Source organism: Streptococcus sp. 'caviae' (genome assembly GCF_001937065.1).
In the GTDB taxonomy this organism is placed as follows: Bacteria; Bacillota; Bacilli; order Lactobacillales; family Streptococcaceae; genus Streptococcus.
The window spans coordinates 1-15,506 of record NZ_MOWR01000013.1 but is presented as its reverse complement, the minus strand read 5'-3'; the positions used below and the strand labels follow the sequence as shown (position 1 = coordinate 15,506).

The 15,506-nt window shown below is 42.0% G+C and carries 28 protein-coding genes and 1 rRNA gene; all 29 read left to right on the top strand.

From position 1 onward, the window contains the following. Positions 1-5 precede the first annotated feature (5 nt). Positions 6-629: a 50S ribosomal protein L4 gene (gene rplD / locus BMI76_RS09985; RefSeq protein ID WP_075347407.1), complete on the top strand. Its 624-nt coding sequence runs from the start codon at positions 6-8 to the stop codon at positions 627-629. Beyond that, positions 629-928 (top strand): 50S ribosomal protein L23, encoded by a 300-nt coding sequence (locus tag BMI76_RS09980; protein WP_075347406.1) that lies wholly within the window; start codon positions 629-631, stop codon positions 926-928. Before rplD ends, BMI76_RS09980 begins: the two co-directional genes overlap by 1 nt. Positions 929-945: 17 nt before the next feature. Next, on the top strand, positions 946-1,779 hold the full coding sequence (rplB, locus tag BMI76_RS09975; RefSeq protein ID WP_075347405.1) for a 50S ribosomal protein L2: 834 nt from the start codon (positions 946-948) through the stop codon (positions 1,777-1,779). A 223-nt stretch (positions 1,780-2,002) separates the two neighbouring features. Next, on the top strand, positions 2,003-2,281 hold the full coding sequence (gene rpsS, locus BMI76_RS09970; protein ID WP_003086904.1) for a 30S ribosomal protein S19: 279 nt from the start codon (positions 2,003-2,005) through the stop codon (positions 2,279-2,281). A gap of 15 nt (positions 2,282-2,296) precedes the next feature. Beyond that, on the top strand, positions 2,297-2,641 hold the full coding sequence (rplV, locus tag BMI76_RS09965; protein WP_027974854.1) for a 50S ribosomal protein L22: 345 nt from the start codon (positions 2,297-2,299) through the stop codon (positions 2,639-2,641). 12 nt (positions 2,642-2,653) lie between these two features. Then, the gene (rpsC, locus tag BMI76_RS09960) at positions 2,654-3,307 is read left to right on the top strand and encodes a 30S ribosomal protein S3 (protein WP_075347404.1); all 654 of its coding nucleotides are present in this window, start codon (positions 2,654-2,656) and stop codon (positions 3,305-3,307) included. Positions 3,308-3,310: 3 nt separating this feature from the next. After that, complete coding sequence (gene rplP / locus BMI76_RS09955) at positions 3,311-3,724, top strand: 50S ribosomal protein L16 (protein WP_003062852.1); 414 nt, start codon at positions 3,311-3,313, stop codon at positions 3,722-3,724. A gap of 9 nt (positions 3,725-3,733) precedes the next feature. Then, the gene (rpmC, locus tag BMI76_RS09950) at positions 3,734-3,940 is read left to right on the top strand and encodes a 50S ribosomal protein L29 (RefSeq protein ID WP_003086901.1); all 207 of its coding nucleotides are present in this window, start codon (positions 3,734-3,736) and stop codon (positions 3,938-3,940) included. Between the two features lie 24 nt (positions 3,941-3,964). Continuing rightward, entirely contained in the window at positions 3,965-4,225 is a 261-nt protein-coding gene (gene rpsQ, locus BMI76_RS09945; RefSeq protein ID WP_075347403.1) for a 30S ribosomal protein S17, read from the top strand. Positions 4,226-4,252: 27 nt separating this feature from the next. Then, on the top strand, positions 4,253-4,621 hold the full coding sequence (gene rplN / locus BMI76_RS09940) for a 50S ribosomal protein L14 (RefSeq protein WP_003086899.1): 369 nt from the start codon (positions 4,253-4,255) through the stop codon (positions 4,619-4,621). 81 nt (positions 4,622-4,702) lie between these two features. Beyond that, entirely contained in the window at positions 4,703-5,008 is a 306-nt protein-coding gene (gene rplX, locus BMI76_RS09935) for a 50S ribosomal protein L24 (RefSeq protein WP_003086898.1), read from the top strand. A 23-nt stretch (positions 5,009-5,031) separates the two neighbouring features. Next, on the top strand, positions 5,032-5,574 hold the full coding sequence (gene rplE, locus BMI76_RS09930; protein ID WP_003086897.1) for a 50S ribosomal protein L5: 543 nt from the start codon (positions 5,032-5,034) through the stop codon (positions 5,572-5,574). 15 nt (positions 5,575-5,589) lie between these two features. Continuing rightward, positions 5,590-5,775 carry a type Z 30S ribosomal protein S14 gene (locus tag BMI76_RS09925; RefSeq protein ID WP_003086896.1) on the top strand — a complete coding sequence of 62 codons (186 nt, stop codon included), beginning with the start codon at positions 5,590-5,592 and terminating at the stop codon, positions 5,773-5,775. A gap of 184 nt (positions 5,776-5,959) precedes the next feature. Next, positions 5,960-6,358 carry a 30S ribosomal protein S8 gene (gene rpsH, locus BMI76_RS09920; RefSeq protein ID WP_075347402.1) on the top strand — a complete coding sequence of 133 codons (399 nt, stop codon included), beginning with the start codon at positions 5,960-5,962 and terminating at the stop codon, positions 6,356-6,358. Positions 6,359-6,570: 212 nt separating this feature from the next. After that, complete coding sequence (rplF, locus tag BMI76_RS09915) at positions 6,571-7,107, top strand: 50S ribosomal protein L6 (protein ID WP_075347401.1); 537 nt, start codon at positions 6,571-6,573, stop codon at positions 7,105-7,107. A gap of 88 nt (positions 7,108-7,195) precedes the next feature. Next, positions 7,196-7,552 (top strand): 50S ribosomal protein L18, encoded by a 357-nt coding sequence (gene rplR, locus BMI76_RS09910; RefSeq protein ID WP_003010871.1) that lies wholly within the window; start codon positions 7,196-7,198, stop codon positions 7,550-7,552. Positions 7,553-7,570: 18 nt separating this feature from the next. Further along, the gene (gene rpsE, locus BMI76_RS09905) at positions 7,571-8,065 is read left to right on the top strand and encodes a 30S ribosomal protein S5 (protein ID WP_027974859.1); all 495 of its coding nucleotides are present in this window, start codon (positions 7,571-7,573) and stop codon (positions 8,063-8,065) included. Between the two features lie 13 nt (positions 8,066-8,078). Then, positions 8,079-8,261, top strand: coding sequence for a 50S ribosomal protein L30 (rpmD, locus tag BMI76_RS09900; protein ID WP_027974860.1), 183 nt, complete (start codon positions 8,079-8,081; stop codon positions 8,259-8,261). Positions 8,262-8,516: 255 nt separating this feature from the next. Further along, the gene (gene rplO, locus BMI76_RS09895) at positions 8,517-8,957 is read left to right on the top strand and encodes a 50S ribosomal protein L15 (RefSeq protein WP_075347400.1); all 441 of its coding nucleotides are present in this window, start codon (positions 8,517-8,519) and stop codon (positions 8,955-8,957) included. Next, positions 8,957-10,261 (top strand): preprotein translocase subunit SecY, encoded by a 1,305-nt coding sequence (secY, locus tag BMI76_RS09890; RefSeq protein WP_075347399.1) that lies wholly within the window; start codon positions 8,957-8,959, stop codon positions 10,259-10,261. Before rplO ends, secY begins: the two co-directional genes overlap by 1 nt. 192 nt (positions 10,262-10,453) lie before the next feature. Continuing rightward, a complete protein-coding gene (locus BMI76_RS09885; RefSeq protein ID WP_075347398.1) occupies positions 10,454-11,092 on the top strand; it encodes an adenylate kinase in 639 nt (212 codons plus the stop codon). Between the two features lie 115 nt (positions 11,093-11,207). Then, a complete protein-coding gene (gene infA, locus BMI76_RS09880; RefSeq protein ID WP_002262318.1) occupies positions 11,208-11,426 on the top strand; it encodes a translation initiation factor IF-1 in 219 nt (72 codons plus the stop codon). 23 nt (positions 11,427-11,449) lie between these two features. After that, the gene (gene rpmJ / locus BMI76_RS09875; protein WP_000868345.1) at positions 11,450-11,566 is read left to right on the top strand and encodes a 50S ribosomal protein L36; all 117 of its coding nucleotides are present in this window, start codon (positions 11,450-11,452) and stop codon (positions 11,564-11,566) included. Positions 11,567-11,583: 17 nt separating this feature from the next. After that, complete coding sequence (rpsM, locus tag BMI76_RS09870) at positions 11,584-11,949, top strand: 30S ribosomal protein S13 (protein WP_002262317.1); 366 nt, start codon at positions 11,584-11,586, stop codon at positions 11,947-11,949. Between the two features lie 17 nt (positions 11,950-11,966). After that, positions 11,967-12,350: a 30S ribosomal protein S11 gene (gene rpsK, locus BMI76_RS09865; protein WP_003080097.1), complete on the top strand. Its 384-nt coding sequence runs from the start codon at positions 11,967-11,969 to the stop codon at positions 12,348-12,350. A gap of 45 nt (positions 12,351-12,395) precedes the next feature. After that, entirely contained in the window at positions 12,396-13,334 is a 939-nt protein-coding gene (locus tag BMI76_RS09860; protein WP_027974864.1) for a DNA-directed RNA polymerase subunit alpha, read from the top strand. A gap of 17 nt (positions 13,335-13,351) precedes the next feature. Further along, complete coding sequence (gene rplQ, locus BMI76_RS09855; RefSeq protein ID WP_027974865.1) at positions 13,352-13,738, top strand: 50S ribosomal protein L17; 387 nt, start codon at positions 13,352-13,354, stop codon at positions 13,736-13,738. A 224-nt stretch (positions 13,739-13,962) separates the two neighbouring features. Next, positions 13,963-15,228 carry a glutamate-cysteine ligase family protein gene (locus BMI76_RS09850; protein WP_075347397.1) on the top strand — a complete coding sequence of 422 codons (1,266 nt, stop codon included), beginning with the start codon at positions 13,963-13,965 and terminating at the stop codon, positions 15,226-15,228. Between the two features lie 167 nt (positions 15,229-15,395). Beyond that, positions 15,396-15,506, top strand: a 16S ribosomal RNA gene (locus BMI76_RS09845); the annotation flags it as partial.

The window sequence follows — 15,506 nt, the reverse complement described above, 5'->3', positions numbered from 1 at the left end:
TTAACATGGCAAACGTAAAACTATTTGACCAAACTGGTAAGGAAGCTGGTCAAGTGACACTTAATGATGCTGTCTTTGGTATCGAACCAAACGAATCAGTAGTATTTGATGTTATTGTCAGCCAACGTGCTAACCTTCGCCAAGGTACTCATGCGGTTAAAAATCGTTCAGCAGTATCAGGCGGCGGCCGTAAACCATGGCGTCAAAAAGGAACTGGGCGTGCGCGTCAAGGTTCTATCCGTTCACCACAATGGCGCGGCGGCGGTGTTGTCTTCGGACCGACTCCACGTTCATATGGCTACAAACTTCCTAAAAAAGTTCGTCGCCTCGCGTTGAAATCTGTTTATTCAGCAAAAGTTGCTGATGAAAAATTTGTAGCTGTAGATGCTCTTTCTTTTGAAGCTCCGAAAACTAAAGAATTTGCACAGGCGCTTGCTGCACTCAGCATTGATTCAAAAGTACTTGTTATTCTTGAAGAAGGAAATAAATTTGCTGAATTATCAGCTCGCAACCTTCCAAATGTAAAAGTTGCTACAGCAGCAACTGCAAGTGTCCTTGATATCGTAAACAGCGACAAACTTCTTGTTACTAAAGAAGCAATCTCTAATATCGAGGAGGTTCTTGCATAATGAATTTGTACGACGTAATCAAAAAACCTGTTGTTACTGAAAAATCAATGGTTGCCCTTGAAGAAGGGAAATATACATTTGAAGTTGACACGCGCGCACATAAACTTCTAATCAAACAAGCTGTTGAAGCTGCGTTTGACGGTGTTAAAGTTGCCAGTGTCCGTACAGTAAATGTAAAACCAAAACAAAAACGCGTGGGCCGTTACACAGGCTTCACAAGCAAAACTAAAAAAGCTATCATCACTCTTACAGCTGATTCAAAAGCAATCGAGTTGTTTGCAGCTGCTGAAGCAGAGTAATCTAAGGAGGAAATAAGGTGGGTATTAAAGTTTATAAACCAACGACAAATGGCCGTCGTAATATGACTTCTTTGGATTTTGCTGAAATCACTACAAGCACTCCTGAGAAATCATTGCTTGCTCCGCTGAAAAACAAGGCCGGCCGCAACAATAACGGCCGTATCACTGTTCGCCATCAAGGCGGCGGTCACAAGCGTCACTACCGTTTGATTGACTTCAAACGTAATAAAGACGGTGTTGAAGCAGTTGTTAAAACAATTGAATACGATCCAAACCGCTCAGCTAACATTGCTCTTGTGCACTACACTGACGGTGTTAAAGCTTATATCATCGCTCCAAAAGGTCTTGAAGTTGGTCAGCGCATCGTTTCAGGCCCGGAAGCAGATATCAAAGTCGGTAATGCACTGCCGCTTGCTAATATCCCTGTCGGTACTATTATTCATAACATTGAATTAAAACCAGGCAAGGGTGCAGAACTTGTTCGTGCAGCCGGTGCTTCTGCTCAAGTGCTTGGTCAGGAAGGTAAATACGTGCTTGTTCGCCTTCAGTCTGGCGAAGTTCGTATGATTCTTGGCACTTGCCGTGCTACAGTCGGTACCGTCGGCAATGAACAGCACGGACTGGTTAACTATGGTAAAGCAGGCCGCAGCCGCTGGAGAGGCATTCGCCCAACTGTCCGCGGTTCTGTAATGAACCCTAACGATCACCCGCACGGTGGTGGTGAAGGTAAAGCACCAGTTGGACGCAAAGCGCCGTCTACTCCTTGGGGTAAACCTGCGCTGGGTCTTAAAACTCGCAACAAAAAAGCTAAATCTGACAAACTTATTGTTCGCCGCCGTAACGAAAAATAGGCGCCAAACAAACGTTTAACAAAATTCTTGTTAAACATTATCGTAAGACCTCTGCCGGAGCAGCTAAAATGGCTGCATGTTCAATGAATGCTGCCAACATTCAAGCTGCCCGCGGCTGGGCTGATAGCCTACATCCGCCAGCTCGGTAGGGATTGACAGGAGAGGAAAGCTGTCCTGCTCTCAAGCCGCTGTGGTACATCTATTTAAAGGAGAAAATTACACAATGGGACGCAGTCTTAAAAAAGGACCTTTCGTCGATGAGCACTTGATGAAAAAAATCGAAGCTCAAGCAAATGACGAAAAGAAAAAAGTCATCAAAACTTGGTCACGTCGTTCAACGATTTTCCCAAGTTTCATCGGATATACAATCGCAGTTTATGACGGCCGTAAACATGTTCCTGTTTACATTCAGGAAGACATGGTAGGTCACAAGCTTGGTGAATTTGCACCAACACGTACTTACAAAGGTCACGCAGCTGACGATAAGAAAACACGTCGTTAATAGGAGGAGGACACAATGGCAGAAATTACTTCAGCTAAAGCAATGGCTCGTACAGTGCGTGTTTCACCTCGTAAAACACGTCTTGTTCTTGATCTTATCCGTGGTAAGAACGTTGCTGACGCAATCGCAATCTTGAAATTCACACCAAACAAAGCAGCCCGCATTGTTGAAAAAACGCTTAATTCAGCAGTTGCCAATGCAGAAAACAACTTTGGTTTGGAAAAAGCTAACTTGGTAGTATCTGAAACATTTGCCAACGAAGGACCAACAATGAAACGTTTCCGTCCGCGTGCCAAAGGTTCAGCATCACCAATCAACAAACGCACAACTCACGTCACAGTAGTTGTGGCAGAAAAATAAGGAGGTAAAATCGTGGGTCAAAAAGTACATCCAATTGGTATGCGTGTCGGGATCATCCGTGACTGGGATGCGAAATGGTATGCTGAAAAAGAATACGCGGATTACCTTCATGAAGATCTTGCAATCCGTAAATTCATTCAAAAGGAATTGGCTGACGCTGCGGTTTCTACTATTGAAATCGAACGCGCAGTAAATAAAGTAAATGTTTCCCTTCATACTGCAAAACCAGGTATGGTTATCGGTAAAGGCGGAGCAAATGTTGACGCTCTTCGTGCGCAACTTAACAAATTGACTGGCAAACAAGTTCACATCAATATCGTTGAAATTAAATCACCAGATCTTGATGCTCACCTTGTTGGTGAAAACATTGCTCGCCAGCTTGAGCAGCGTATTGCTTTCCGCCGTGCACAAAAGCAAGCTATCCAACGTACAATGCGTGCAGGTGCTAAAGGAATCAAAACTCAGGTATCAGGCCGCTTGAATGGTGCAGATATTGCCCGCAGCGAAGGATACTCAGAAGGAACTGTTCCGCTTCACACACTTCGTGCGGATATCGATTACGCTTGGGAAGAAGCTGATACAACTTATGGTAAGCTCGGTGTTAAAGTTTGGATTTACCGTGGTGAAATTCTTCCAGCTCGTAAAAACACTAAAGGAGGCAAATAACAGATGTTAGTACCTAAACGTGTTAAACACCGCCGTGAATTCCGCGGGAAAATGCGCGGTGAAGCTAAAGGCGGAAAAGAAGTAGCATTTGGAGAATACGGTCTTCAGGCTACAACCAGCCACTGGATCACCAACCGTCAAATCGAAGCTGCCCGTATCGCGATGACGCGTTACATGAAACGTGGCGGTAAAGTTTGGATCAAAATCTTCCCTCATAAGTCATACACTGCCAAAGCTATCGGTGTGCGTATGGGTTCAGGGAAAGGTGCTCCTGAAGGTTGGGTAGCGCCGGTTAAGCGCGGCAAAGTCATGTTTGAAATTGCCGGTGTGTCAGAAGAAGTTGCTCGTGAAGCGCTCCGTCTTGCCAGCCACAAGCTGCCGGTTAAAACTAAATTCGTGAAACGTGAAGCAGAATAAGGAGAAAACATGAAACTTCAAGAAATTAAAGATTTTGTTAAAGAGCTTCGTGGTCTTTCTCAAGAAGAACTTGCTAAGAAAGAAAACGAACTGAAGAAAGAACTTTTCGACCTTCGTTTCCAAGCTGCAGCAGGTCAACTTGATCAAACTGCCCGTTTGAACGAAGTTAAAAAGCAAATTGCACGTGTCAAAACAGTGCAGTCTGAAAACAAATAATAGATTGGGAAAGGAGTCTTTTAAATGGAACGTAAACAACGTAGAACATTAGTTGGTCGTGTTGTATCAGATAAAATGGACAAAACAATCACAGTTGTAGTTGAAACAAAACGTAACCACCCAGTCTATGGTAAACGTATTAACTACTCTAAGAAATATAAGGCCCATGATGAAAACAATGTTGCTAAAACCGGCGATATCGTTCGCATCATGGAAACTCGCCCGCTTTCAGCGACAAAGCATTTCCGTCTTGTTGAAGTGGTTGAAGAAGCCGTTATTATTTAATCAAGCCTGAAAGGAGAAAAAACTTAAATGATTCAATCAGAAAGTCGTTTAAAAGTCGCTGACAACAGTGGTGCTCGCGAAATCTTGACTATCAAAGTTCTTGGTGGATCAGGCCGTAAATTCGCAAACATCGGTGATGTCATCGTTGCTTCAGTAAAACAAGCTACTCCTGGTGGTGCGGTTAAAAAAGGTGACGTTGTCAAAGCCGTTATCGTTCGTACTAAATCAGGCGCTCGCCGTGCTGATGGTTCATACATCAAGTTCGATGAGAATGCAGCTGTTCTTATCCGTGATGATAAAACACCTCGCGGAACTCGTATCTTTGGACCTGTAGCTCGTGAATTGCGTGAAGGCAACTTCATGAAGATCGTGTCACTGGCACCAGAAGTACTTTAATTCTAAAAAACAAACTTAGTCCCCTAGAATTTTCTAGGGTGCCCTCAGGGCGTAAGAAATATATAGAGGAGAATAACTCAAATGTTTGTAAAAAAAGGCGATAAAGTTCGCGTTATTGCTGGCAAGGACAAAGGCGTTGAAGCTGTAGTTCTCAAAGCTCTTCCAAAAGTAAACAAAGTTGTTGTTGAAGGTGTAGCTATCATCAAGAAACATCAAAAACCAAATAACGAAAACCCTCAAGGTGCTATCGTGGAAAAAGAAGCACCAATCCATGCATCAAACGTTCAAGTTCTTGACAAGAACGGTGTTGCTGGACGTGTCGGTTACAAGTTTGTTGACGGCAAAAAAGTTCGTTACAACAAAAAATCAGGCGAAGTGCTTGATTAATCACGAAGGAAAGGAGAAGTATAATGGCAAATCGCTTAAAAGAAAAATATCTTAATGAAGTAGTTCCTGCATTGACAGAAAAATTCAGCTACTCATCTGTAATGGCTGTGCCTAAGGTTGAAAAAATCGTCCTTAACATGGGTGTTGGTGACGCTGTATCAAATGCAAAAAACCTTGAAAAAGCTGCTGATGAATTGGCACTTATCTCAGGTCAAAAACCACTTATCACTAAAGCTAAGAAATCAATCGCCGGCTTCCGTCTTCGTGAAGGGGTTGCTATCGGTGCGAAAGTTACTCTTCGTGGCGAACGCATGTATGAATTCTTGGATAAATTGGTTACCGTATCGCTTCCGCGTGTACGTGACTTCCACGGTGTTCCGACAAAATCATTTGACGGACGCGGTAACTATACACTTGGTATTAAAGAACAATTGATCTTCCCGGAAATCAACTTTGATAATGTTGATAAGGTACGCGGTCTTGATATTGTTATCGTAACAACTGCTAATACCGATGAAGAATCACGTGAATTGCTTACAGGCCTTGGAATGCCTTTTGCAAAATAATAAGGAGGTTTAAATTTGGCTAAAAAATCTATGATTGCTAAGAGCAAACGCCCAGCAAAATTCTCTACGCAAGCTTACACTCGCTGTGAAAAATGCGGCCGTCCGCATTCAGTCTACCGCAAATTTAAACTTTGCCGTGTTTGCTTCCGTGAATTAGCATACAAGGGACAAATCCCTGGCGTTACTAAAGCGTCTTGGTAATAATAGCTTGCAATGCTCTGGTCACTCGTCGTTGATTGCTCTTGCCGTACTCAAGTACTGTCTGCGAGCAATCGCCTAGATTGACGGCGGCCTTGCAACCTATTATTAAATTAAACTAGCCCATCAGGGCATCATTAACTAGCAAGTGCAGCTTGCAAACTACTAGTAAGAGGAGAAAAATTAAATGGTTATGACTGACCCAATTGCAGACTTTCTGACACGCATTCGCAATGCTAACCAAGCAAACCACAGCGTTGTCGAAGCTCCTGCATCAAACATTAAAAAAGGAATTGCTGAAATTCTTAAGCGTGAAGGCTTTGTCAAAAATGTTGAAGTCGTTGAAGATGATAAACAAGGCATTATTCGTATTTTTCTTAAATACGGACAAAATGGTGAAAAAGTTATCACTGGCTTAAAACGCATTTCTAAACCAGGTCTTCGCATTTATGCGAAAAGCCAAGATGTTCCTAAGGTTCTTAACGGACTTGGAATTGCTATCATTTCAACTTCAGAAGGTCTTTTGACTGACAGGGAAGCCCGTCAAAAGAACATTGGCGGCGAAGTGATTGCTTACGTATGGTAATTTAAGATACTAAGGACGTTAAAAAATCCGTATGAAAACAGGAGATTGATGAAGAAGTCCGAGGACTTCAAGGGAATCCATCTTTTTCACTAGGATTTTAGTCCGTGTTCAATTCAGCAAGCTTGCTGAATGAACGCTATCTTAATATTAAACACCCCGTGAAAACTAGTCGCTTAAGGCGGCCTGATAATCTAACAGGAGAAAAGAAAAATATGTCACGTATTGGTAATAAAGTGATTACATTGCCTGCTGGTGTAGAACTCAGCAACAAGGACAATGTGATTACTGTAAAAGGACCTAAAGGGGAACTGACTCGCGAGTTTCCAAAAGCTATTGAAATCAAGGTTGAAGGTACTGAAGTATCTCTTCACCGTCCAAACGATTCTAAAGAAATGAAAACCATCCATGGTACAGCTCGCGCTAACTTGAATAACATGGTTGTTGGTGTTTCTGAAGGTTTCAAAAAAGAACTTGAAATGCAGGGTGTCGGTTACCGTGCTCAGCTTCAAGGAAAAAAACTTGTGCTTTCAGTCGGTAAATCTCACCAAGACGAAGTAGAAGCTCCAGAAGGCATCACTTTTGAGGTACCATCTGCTACAGCTATCGTTGTAAACGGAATTAATAAAGAAGTTGTCGGTCAGACAGCTGCTTATATTCGCGGACTCCGTGCTCCTGAACCATATAAAGGTAAAGGTATCCGTTACGCTGGTGAATACGTACGCCGCAAAGAAGGTAAAACAGGTAAATAGGATCGGTTTAATAGTATTTGTAAGATATTACATTGCTATAGAACAGCTTTGTCAGTTTGATAATTATAAAATTTAAGAGGTAAAAATTGTGATTTCGAAACCAGATAAAAATAAAATCCGTCAAAAACGCCATCGTCGCGTTCGCGGTAAACTCTCTGGAACTGCTGATCGCCCACGTTTGAACGTTTTCCGTTCTAATACAGGCATCTACGCTCAAGTAATTGATGACGTAGCGGGTGTAACGCTCGCAAGTGCTTCAACTCTTGACAAAGAAGTTTCAAAAGGAACTAAAACAGAACAAGCCGTTGTTGTTGGTAAACTCGTTGCTGAACGCGCAGTAGCTAAAGGTATTTCTGAAGTGGTGTTTGACCGCGGTGGATATCTCTATCACGGACGTGTTAAAGCTTTGGCTGATGCAGCTCGTGAAAACGGATTGAAATTCTAATAGGGAGGACACTTAATAATGGCATTTAAAGATAATGCAGTAGAACTTGAAGAACGCGTTGTTGCAATCAACCGTGTTACAAAAGTTGTTAAAGGCGGACGTCGTCTTCGCTTTGCTGCTCTTGTAGTTGTCGGAGATCGTAACGGCCGTGTCGGTTTTGGTACAGGTAAAGCTCAGGAAGTACCAGAAGCTATTCGCAAAGCAGTAGATACTGCTAAGAAAAACATGATCGAAGTACCAATGGTTGGGACAACAATTCCTCACGAAGTGCGTTCAGAATTTGGCGGCGCTCGTGTCTTGCTGAAACCAGCTGTAGAAGGTGCCGGAGTTGCTGCCGGCGGTGCTGTCCGTGCCGTTGTGGAATTGGCTGGTGTGGCAGATATTACATCTAAATCACTTGGTTCAAACACTCCAATCAACATTGTTCGCGCAACAGTTGAAGGTTTGAAACAGCTTAAACGTGCAGAAGACGTTGCTGCCCTTCGCGGTGTTTCAGTTTCTGATTTAGCATAAGAAAGGAGAAGTCATGGCACAAATTAAAATTACTTTGACTAAGTCTCCAATCGGCCGCATCCCTGCACAACGTAAAACAGTTGTTGCCCTTGGACTTGGTAAATTGAACAGCTCAGTTGTTAAAGAAGACACCCCAGCTATTCGCGGTATGGTCAATAAAGTTTCACACTTAGTGACTGTAGAAGAAGTTAAATAAGCGGGTCAGCTGAAATAATGAGAAAAGCTGATTTTCTCAAAAACACTTTCAGATTTGTTCCGCAAGGCTGACTGTACAGATACTCCCAGCTTTGACTGGAAGGAGCTGCACAGCCAGCTGCTAAAAATTATCAAGTCGCAGCGATTTATCACTGCGGCTTGAATGCAATATAAAATCGTATAGGCGAGTCTTTACAGGGAACACCTTTTCCCCTGTGAAGGCGTTAGCATTTTACAAATAAGGAGAAAAATTTAAATGAAGCTTCATGAATTAAAACCTGCAGAAGGTTCTCGCAAAGTTCGCAACCGCGTCGGCCGCGGATCATCATCAGGTAACGGTAAGACTGCAGGCCGCGGTCAAAAAGGACAAAAATCCCGCAGCGGCGGCAGTATCCGTCCTGGATTTGAAGGTGGTCAAACACCGCTTTTCCGCCGTTTGCCAAAACGCGGATTTACAAATATCAACGCTAAAGAATATGCACTTGTTAATCTTGACAAATTAAACGTCTTTGAAGACGGTACAGAAGTTACCCCTGCTGTCCTTAAAGAAGCAGGAATCGTTCGCAATGAAAAATCAGGGGTTAAAATCCTTGGCAATGGCGAATTAACTAAAAAATTAACTGTTAAAGCAGCTAAATTCTCAAAATCTGCTGAAGCAGCAATCACTGCTAAAGGTGGTTCAATCGAGGTGATCTAATGTTTTTTAGACTTTTAAAAGACGCCCTAAAGGTGAAAAGTGTTAGAAAAAAGATTTTCTTTACCATTTTTATCATCTTTGTATTTCGTGTTGGTACACACATCACCGTACCAGGCATCAATGCTAAAAGTCTTGAACAAATAAGTGATCTGCCATTTTTAAACATGCTAAACCTGGTCAGCGGTAATGCTATGAGTAACTTTTCAGTTTTCTCAATGGGGGTCAGCCCTTATATTACCGCATCGATTGTGGTTCAGCTCTTACAAATGGATATATTGCCTAAGTTTGTTGAATGGGGGAAGCAGGGCGAAGTCGGACGCCGTAAACTTAATCAAGCGACGCGCTACATTTCGCTGATTCTTGCCTTCTTCCAATCTATTGGTATTGCTTACGGTTTCAATGCACTCTCTAGTGTCGGTATTGTATCAACTCCAAATCTGCAAACCTTCCTTTTAATTGGTGCTGTTTTAACTGCAGGAAGTGTGATTGTGACTTGGCTTGGGGATCAAATTTCGGATAAAGGTTTCGGCAATGGCGTTTCGATGATTATCTTTGCCGGGATTATTTCTTCTATGCCTGAGACCATTAAATCAGTCTATGAAGATTATTTTGTCAATATCCGTTCGGATGAGATGACAAATTCTCTGATTTTCGTAGGCTTGCTGATTTTAGCCAGTCTAATCATCATCTTCTTTACAACCTTTGTTCAGCAGGCAGAATATAAGATTCCCATCCAATATACGAAGCTGGCACAAGGTGCGCCGACCAATTCTTATCTTCCATTAAAGATAAATCCGGCTGGCGTTATCCCAGTCATCTTTGCAAGTTCCATCACAACTATCCCAAGTACGATATTGCCGTTTTTCCAACACGGCCGCGATATTCCGTGGATGGCAACCTTGCAGGAATGGCTGTCTTATACTAATCCGACAGGGATGGCTGTCTATGCGGTTCTCATTGTTTTGTTCTCATTCTTCTATACTTTTGTACAGGTGAATCCGGAAAAGACAGCAGAGAATCTGCAAAAGAACGCTTCCTATATTCCAAGTGTCAGACCTGGCCGTGAAACAGAAGAGTACTTGTCATCACTCCTTAAAAAGCTTGCTACAATCGGTTCCGTTTTCTTGGCCTTTGTTGCCTTGAGTCCGATTGTTGCCCAGCAGCAGTTTGATTTGTCATCAAGCGTGGCTCTGGGAGGAACCAGTCTCTTGATTGTTATTTCGACAGGTATTGAAGGAATGAAACAGCTGGAAGGCTATCTTTTGAAGAGACAGTATGTTGGCTTCATGAACACTGCAGAATAGATTATAAAGCAGCATATAACAAGCGTTAAAGAACGCAGAAGTTGTTTGCCCGGCAAAACGGGCAAGGCTGCGGGGGCAGAATGATGAATTCTCTGATTTTTTCTGAGTTCATATTCTGCTCCCTTCTATTTTGCTTTTTAATAAGTTTGCCAAACTGGCAGATTTATTTGAAAACAAAATAAGGAGACTATCATGAATCTTTTAATTATGGGTTTGCCGGGTGCCGGGAAAGGAACTCAGGCTGTTAAAATCGTTGAAAAATTTGGCCTTGTTCATATCTCAACAGGAGATATGTTCCGCGCTGCCATCGCCAGCCAAACAGAGCTGGGGCTGTTAGCCAAGTCATATATGGATAAGGGAGACTTGGTTCCTGATGAAGTGACTAATGGTATTGTCAAAGAGCGTCTGGCGCAGGCAGACATCAAAGAAAAAGGCTTTCTTCTTGATGGCTACCCACGAACTTTGGAGCAGGCAGAAGTGCTGACTGCTATCTTGAAAGAACTTGGCCTGAAATTAGATGCAGTGGTCAATATTGAGATTGCAGCTGACAAATTGGTTGAGCGTTTGAGCGGACGTATTATCAATCGCAAGACCGGTGAAACGTTCCATAAAGTTTTCAATCCCCCTGCTGATTATAATGAAGAAGATTACTATCAACGCGAGGATGACAAACCGGAAGCTGTCAAACGCCGTTTAGATGTTAATATTGCTCAAGGTCAGCCGATTATTGAATATTATCGTGCTGAAGGATTGGTTCATGATATTGAAGGAGATCAAGATATTGAACTGGTCTTTGAAGCTATTGACAAGGTTTTGTCAAATTTAAAATAAATCGGCTTAGTGGCTTGATTTTTATTGCAAAGAGTGATAGAATAAGCTAGTCTGGCTTATAATTGTTACCTCTGTGCTCAGAGGACATCAAATCGAAATTTAGGGGGGCTTTTGCGTGGCAAAAGAAGATGTGATTGAAATTGAAGGCAAGGTTGTTGAAACCATGCCAAATGCGATGTTTACAGTCGAGTTAGAAAACGGGCACCAAATTTTAGCGACCGTATCCGGGAAGATTCGGAAGAACTATATCCGTATTTTAGTAGGCGATAAGGTCACTGTTGAAATGAGTCCTTATGACTTGACTCGCGGACGCATCACATACCGCTTTAAATAATCGAAATAAATGGAGGGATAAGAATGAAGGTAAGACCATCGGTTAAACCAATTTGCGAATACTGCAAAGTTATTCGCCGCAACGGCCGTGTTATGGTGATTTGTCCAACAAATCCAAAACACAAACAACGTCAAGGTTAAAATAGAAAGGAGAAAAAATGGCTCGTATTGCTGGAGTTGATATTCCAAACGATAAACGTGTAGTCGTATCACTTACTTATGTGTATGGTATCGGTTTGCCAACTTCTAAAAAAATTCTTGCTGCAGCAGGTGTTTCAGAAGATATCCGTGTGAAAGATTTAACATCTGATCAAGAAGATGCTATCCGCCGCGAAGTTGATGCAATTAAGGTTGAAGGAGACCTTCGCCGTGAAGTTAACCTCAACATTAAACGTTTGATGGAAATCGGTTCATACCGCGGAATCCGTCATCGCCGTGGGCTTCCTGTCCGTGGACAAAACACTAAAAACAATGCTCGCACTCGCAAAGGCAAAGCTGTAGCGATTGCTGGTAAGAAAAAATAAAATAGGAGGTAAAAAAATTGGCTAAACCAACACGTAAACGTCGTGTGAAGAAAAATATTGAATCTGGTATTGCCCATATTCACGCTACATTCAATAACACTATTGTTATGATTACAGATGTGCATGGTAACGCTCTTGCGTGGTCATCAGCCGGTGCGCTTGGATTCAAAGGTTCACGTAAATCTACTCCCTTTGCTGCCCAAATGGCTGCAGAAGCTGCTGCTAAATCTGCTCAAGAACACGGTCTTAAGACTGTTGAAGTTACTGTAAAAGGGCCGGGTTCAGGTCGTGAATCTGCTATTCGTGCGCTTGCAGCTGCCGGTCTGGAAGTAACAGCTATTCGTGATGTGACTCCTGTACCGCATAATGGTGCTCGTCCTCCAAAACGCCGTCGTGTATAATCATAATCTCATAGTACACAGGAATGTTTTAGAGGAGTAAAATAGATGATTGAGTTTGAAAAACCAATAATAACAAAAATTGATGAAAATAAAGATTACGGCAGATTTGTCATTGAACCGCTTGAGCGTGGCTATGGTACAACTCTAGGTAATTCTCTTCGTCGGGTACTCTTGTCTTCACTTCCAGGTGCAGCTGTTACGTCAATTAAGATTGATGGGGTACTACACGAATTTGATACCGTTCCAGGTGTGCGCGAAGATGTCATGCAAATTATCCTTAACCTTAAGGGACTTGCTGTAAAATCTTATGTTGAAGAGGAAAAAATCATTGAACTGGATGTTGAAGGTCCAGCAGAAATTACTGCCGGAGATATTTTGACAGACAGTGATATTGAAATTGTTAATCCTGACCACTATCTCTTTACTATTGCTGAAGGTGCCAGCCTGAAAGCTACTCTGACTGTGGATACTAATCGCGGTTATATTCCGGCAGAAGAAAATAAAAAAGACGATGCACCGGTCGGGACACTTGCGATAGACTCTATCTATACACCGGTTAAGAAAGTCAATTATCAGGTTGAACCTGCCCGTGTCGGAAGCAATGATAATTTTGATAAATTGACAATCGAAATCATGACCAACGGAACTATTATTCCTGAAGATGCTTTAGGTTTATCTGCCCGTGTTTTGATTGAACATTTGAATCTCTTCACTGATTTAACTGAAGTTGCCAAAGCAACGGATGTCATGAAAGAAACAGAACAAGTTTCTGATGAAAAAGTACTCGATCGTACGATTGAGGAACTTGATTTATCGGTACGTTCATACAACTGTCTGAAGCGTGCTGGTATTAACACAGTCTATGATTTAACAGAAAAGACTGAACCTGAAATGATGAAGGTTAGAAATCTTGGACGCAAGAGTCTTGAGGAAGTTAAAGTAAAACTTGCTGACCTTGGTTTGGGATTAAAAAACGATAAATAATAATATAGGAGGAAACAATGGCTTACCGTAAACTAGGACGTACTAGCTCACAACGTAAAGCAATGCTTCGTGATTTAACGACTGATCTTCTTATCAACGAATCTATTGTAACAACAGAAGCTCGTGCAAAAGAAATCCGCAAAACAGTTGAAAAAATGATTACTCTTGGTAAACGCGGCGACCTTCATGCCCGGCGTCAAGCAGCAGCATTTGTTCGCAACGAAATTGCATCTGAAAACTATGATGAAGCTAATGATAAGTACACGTCAACTACAGCTCTTCAAAAACTTTTTTCAGAAATTGCACCGCGTTATGCAGAACGCAATGGCGGATACACTCGTATTCTGAAAACAGAACCGCGCCGTGGTGATGCTGCCCCAATGGCAATTATTGAATTAGTATAATTTTTATCAATTTTGTTGAGTGTTACGATGATGGAATTCTAAGAATTCTTAGTCTAGCTCTGGTCTGCCACTAGGAGACTCTCCTAGTGGAACACTCATCATATTGAAGCGACAGCGTTTATTTAGGAAATGTTTTTAAGGCTAGAAGCATTTCCTAAATAAGCGCTTTTTTGAATTCTTTAGAAATTTTGTTATAATTAATCTCAAACACTTGGGGGCAGAAGATGACTAAAGCCATAGATTTACTGAAAAAACGATATCTTGATAATATCAAAGACTCTCCTGAAGCTTATATAGGGATTGAACTGGAATTTCCAATCGTTAATTTAAAAGAGCAAGCGACCGATCTGCAGGTTACAAAGGCTTTGCTGTCTTATCTTCCTCAAGTTCTGCCTTTTGAAGTAGAAAAGTGCGATACAGATGGGCAGCCCGTTCAGCTTGTTAATAAGAGCACAGAAGACAGAATTCTCTTTGAGGTATCTTACAATACGATAGAGTTTGCCCTTGGGAAAGTTAAAAAGATTCAGGATGCGGAAAAAAGATTTAATCAGTATTTAGAGGCTGCACAGGCTTTTTTAGGCCAATACAACCATGCTATACAAGGATTTGGGGTGCATCCTTATTGGCATTTAAATGACAATAGGGCAGTAAAACTGCCGCGCTATCAGATGCTTCTGGATTTCTTAGCCCTGTCTAAAAATAAAAAAGATTCTTTTTTTCATAAATTTCCTCAATACGGGTCTTTTATCTGCGGAAATCAAGTTCAGCTGGATGTCAGTAAAGATAACTACCTGCGTGTCATCAATGCTTTTAATAAGATCGAAGCAGCTAAGGCCCATCTGTTTGCTAATTCAGAATTCTGGGGACAAAACTGGCCGTTTAAGATTTCACGAGATATTTTTTGGGAGAATTCCATGCACGGTATCTTTAAAGAGAATGTCGGTGTCAATAGCAGAAGTTTTAAAACAGAAGATGACTTCTTTGACTATCTTGCTGGTTCGGCGCTTTTTACTGCGGAAAGAAATGGGGAACTCTATTATTTTGAACCGATTCGTGCCAGAGACTACCTGCTGCAAAAAGAAATCTCAGCTTGGAATCTTAAGGGCGAAAAGGCCATACTGCTTCCCCGAGAAGCTGATTTTGACAGTCATCGCAGTTATCAGTATCAAAATTTGACTAAGCGTGGAACCGTTGAGTTTCGCAGTGTCTGCACCCAGCCCTTAGATCAAACGTTTGCACCTGTTGCTTTTCATATCGGGCTTTTAGCAAATTTAGATCATTTGGAAAAATTTTTACAGACAAGCGATTTTTTGTCTGATTATCATCATGATTACAAAGGGCTGAGACGGCGTTTTAGTCAAAAGAAAGAAGGGACAGAAGATCGAGAAAAGATAAAAATTTTCACTAAAAGTCTGCTGGAATGCAGTCTGGAAGGCCTTTATCGACGCCACCAAGGAGAGGAGTGTTATTTAAGGGTGAAAAAAAGGTGAAAAAAAGTGTTGACAAAAGTAAGAGGAGTTGATAGAATATAGTAGTTGCCTCGATACGAGGGAAGCCCTTTGAAAACTGAACAAGACGAACCAAGTGCGGGTTGTAGGAATACGACCTGTCAAAGCAATAAATCTGTCAGTGGACAGGAATGAGTGAGAGCTCAAACTATGAAGAGAGTTTGATCCTGGCTCAGGACGAACGCTGGCGGCGTGCCTAATACATGCAAGTGGAACGCACGATTAAACCGTAGCTTGCTACACCATAATCGTGAGTCGCG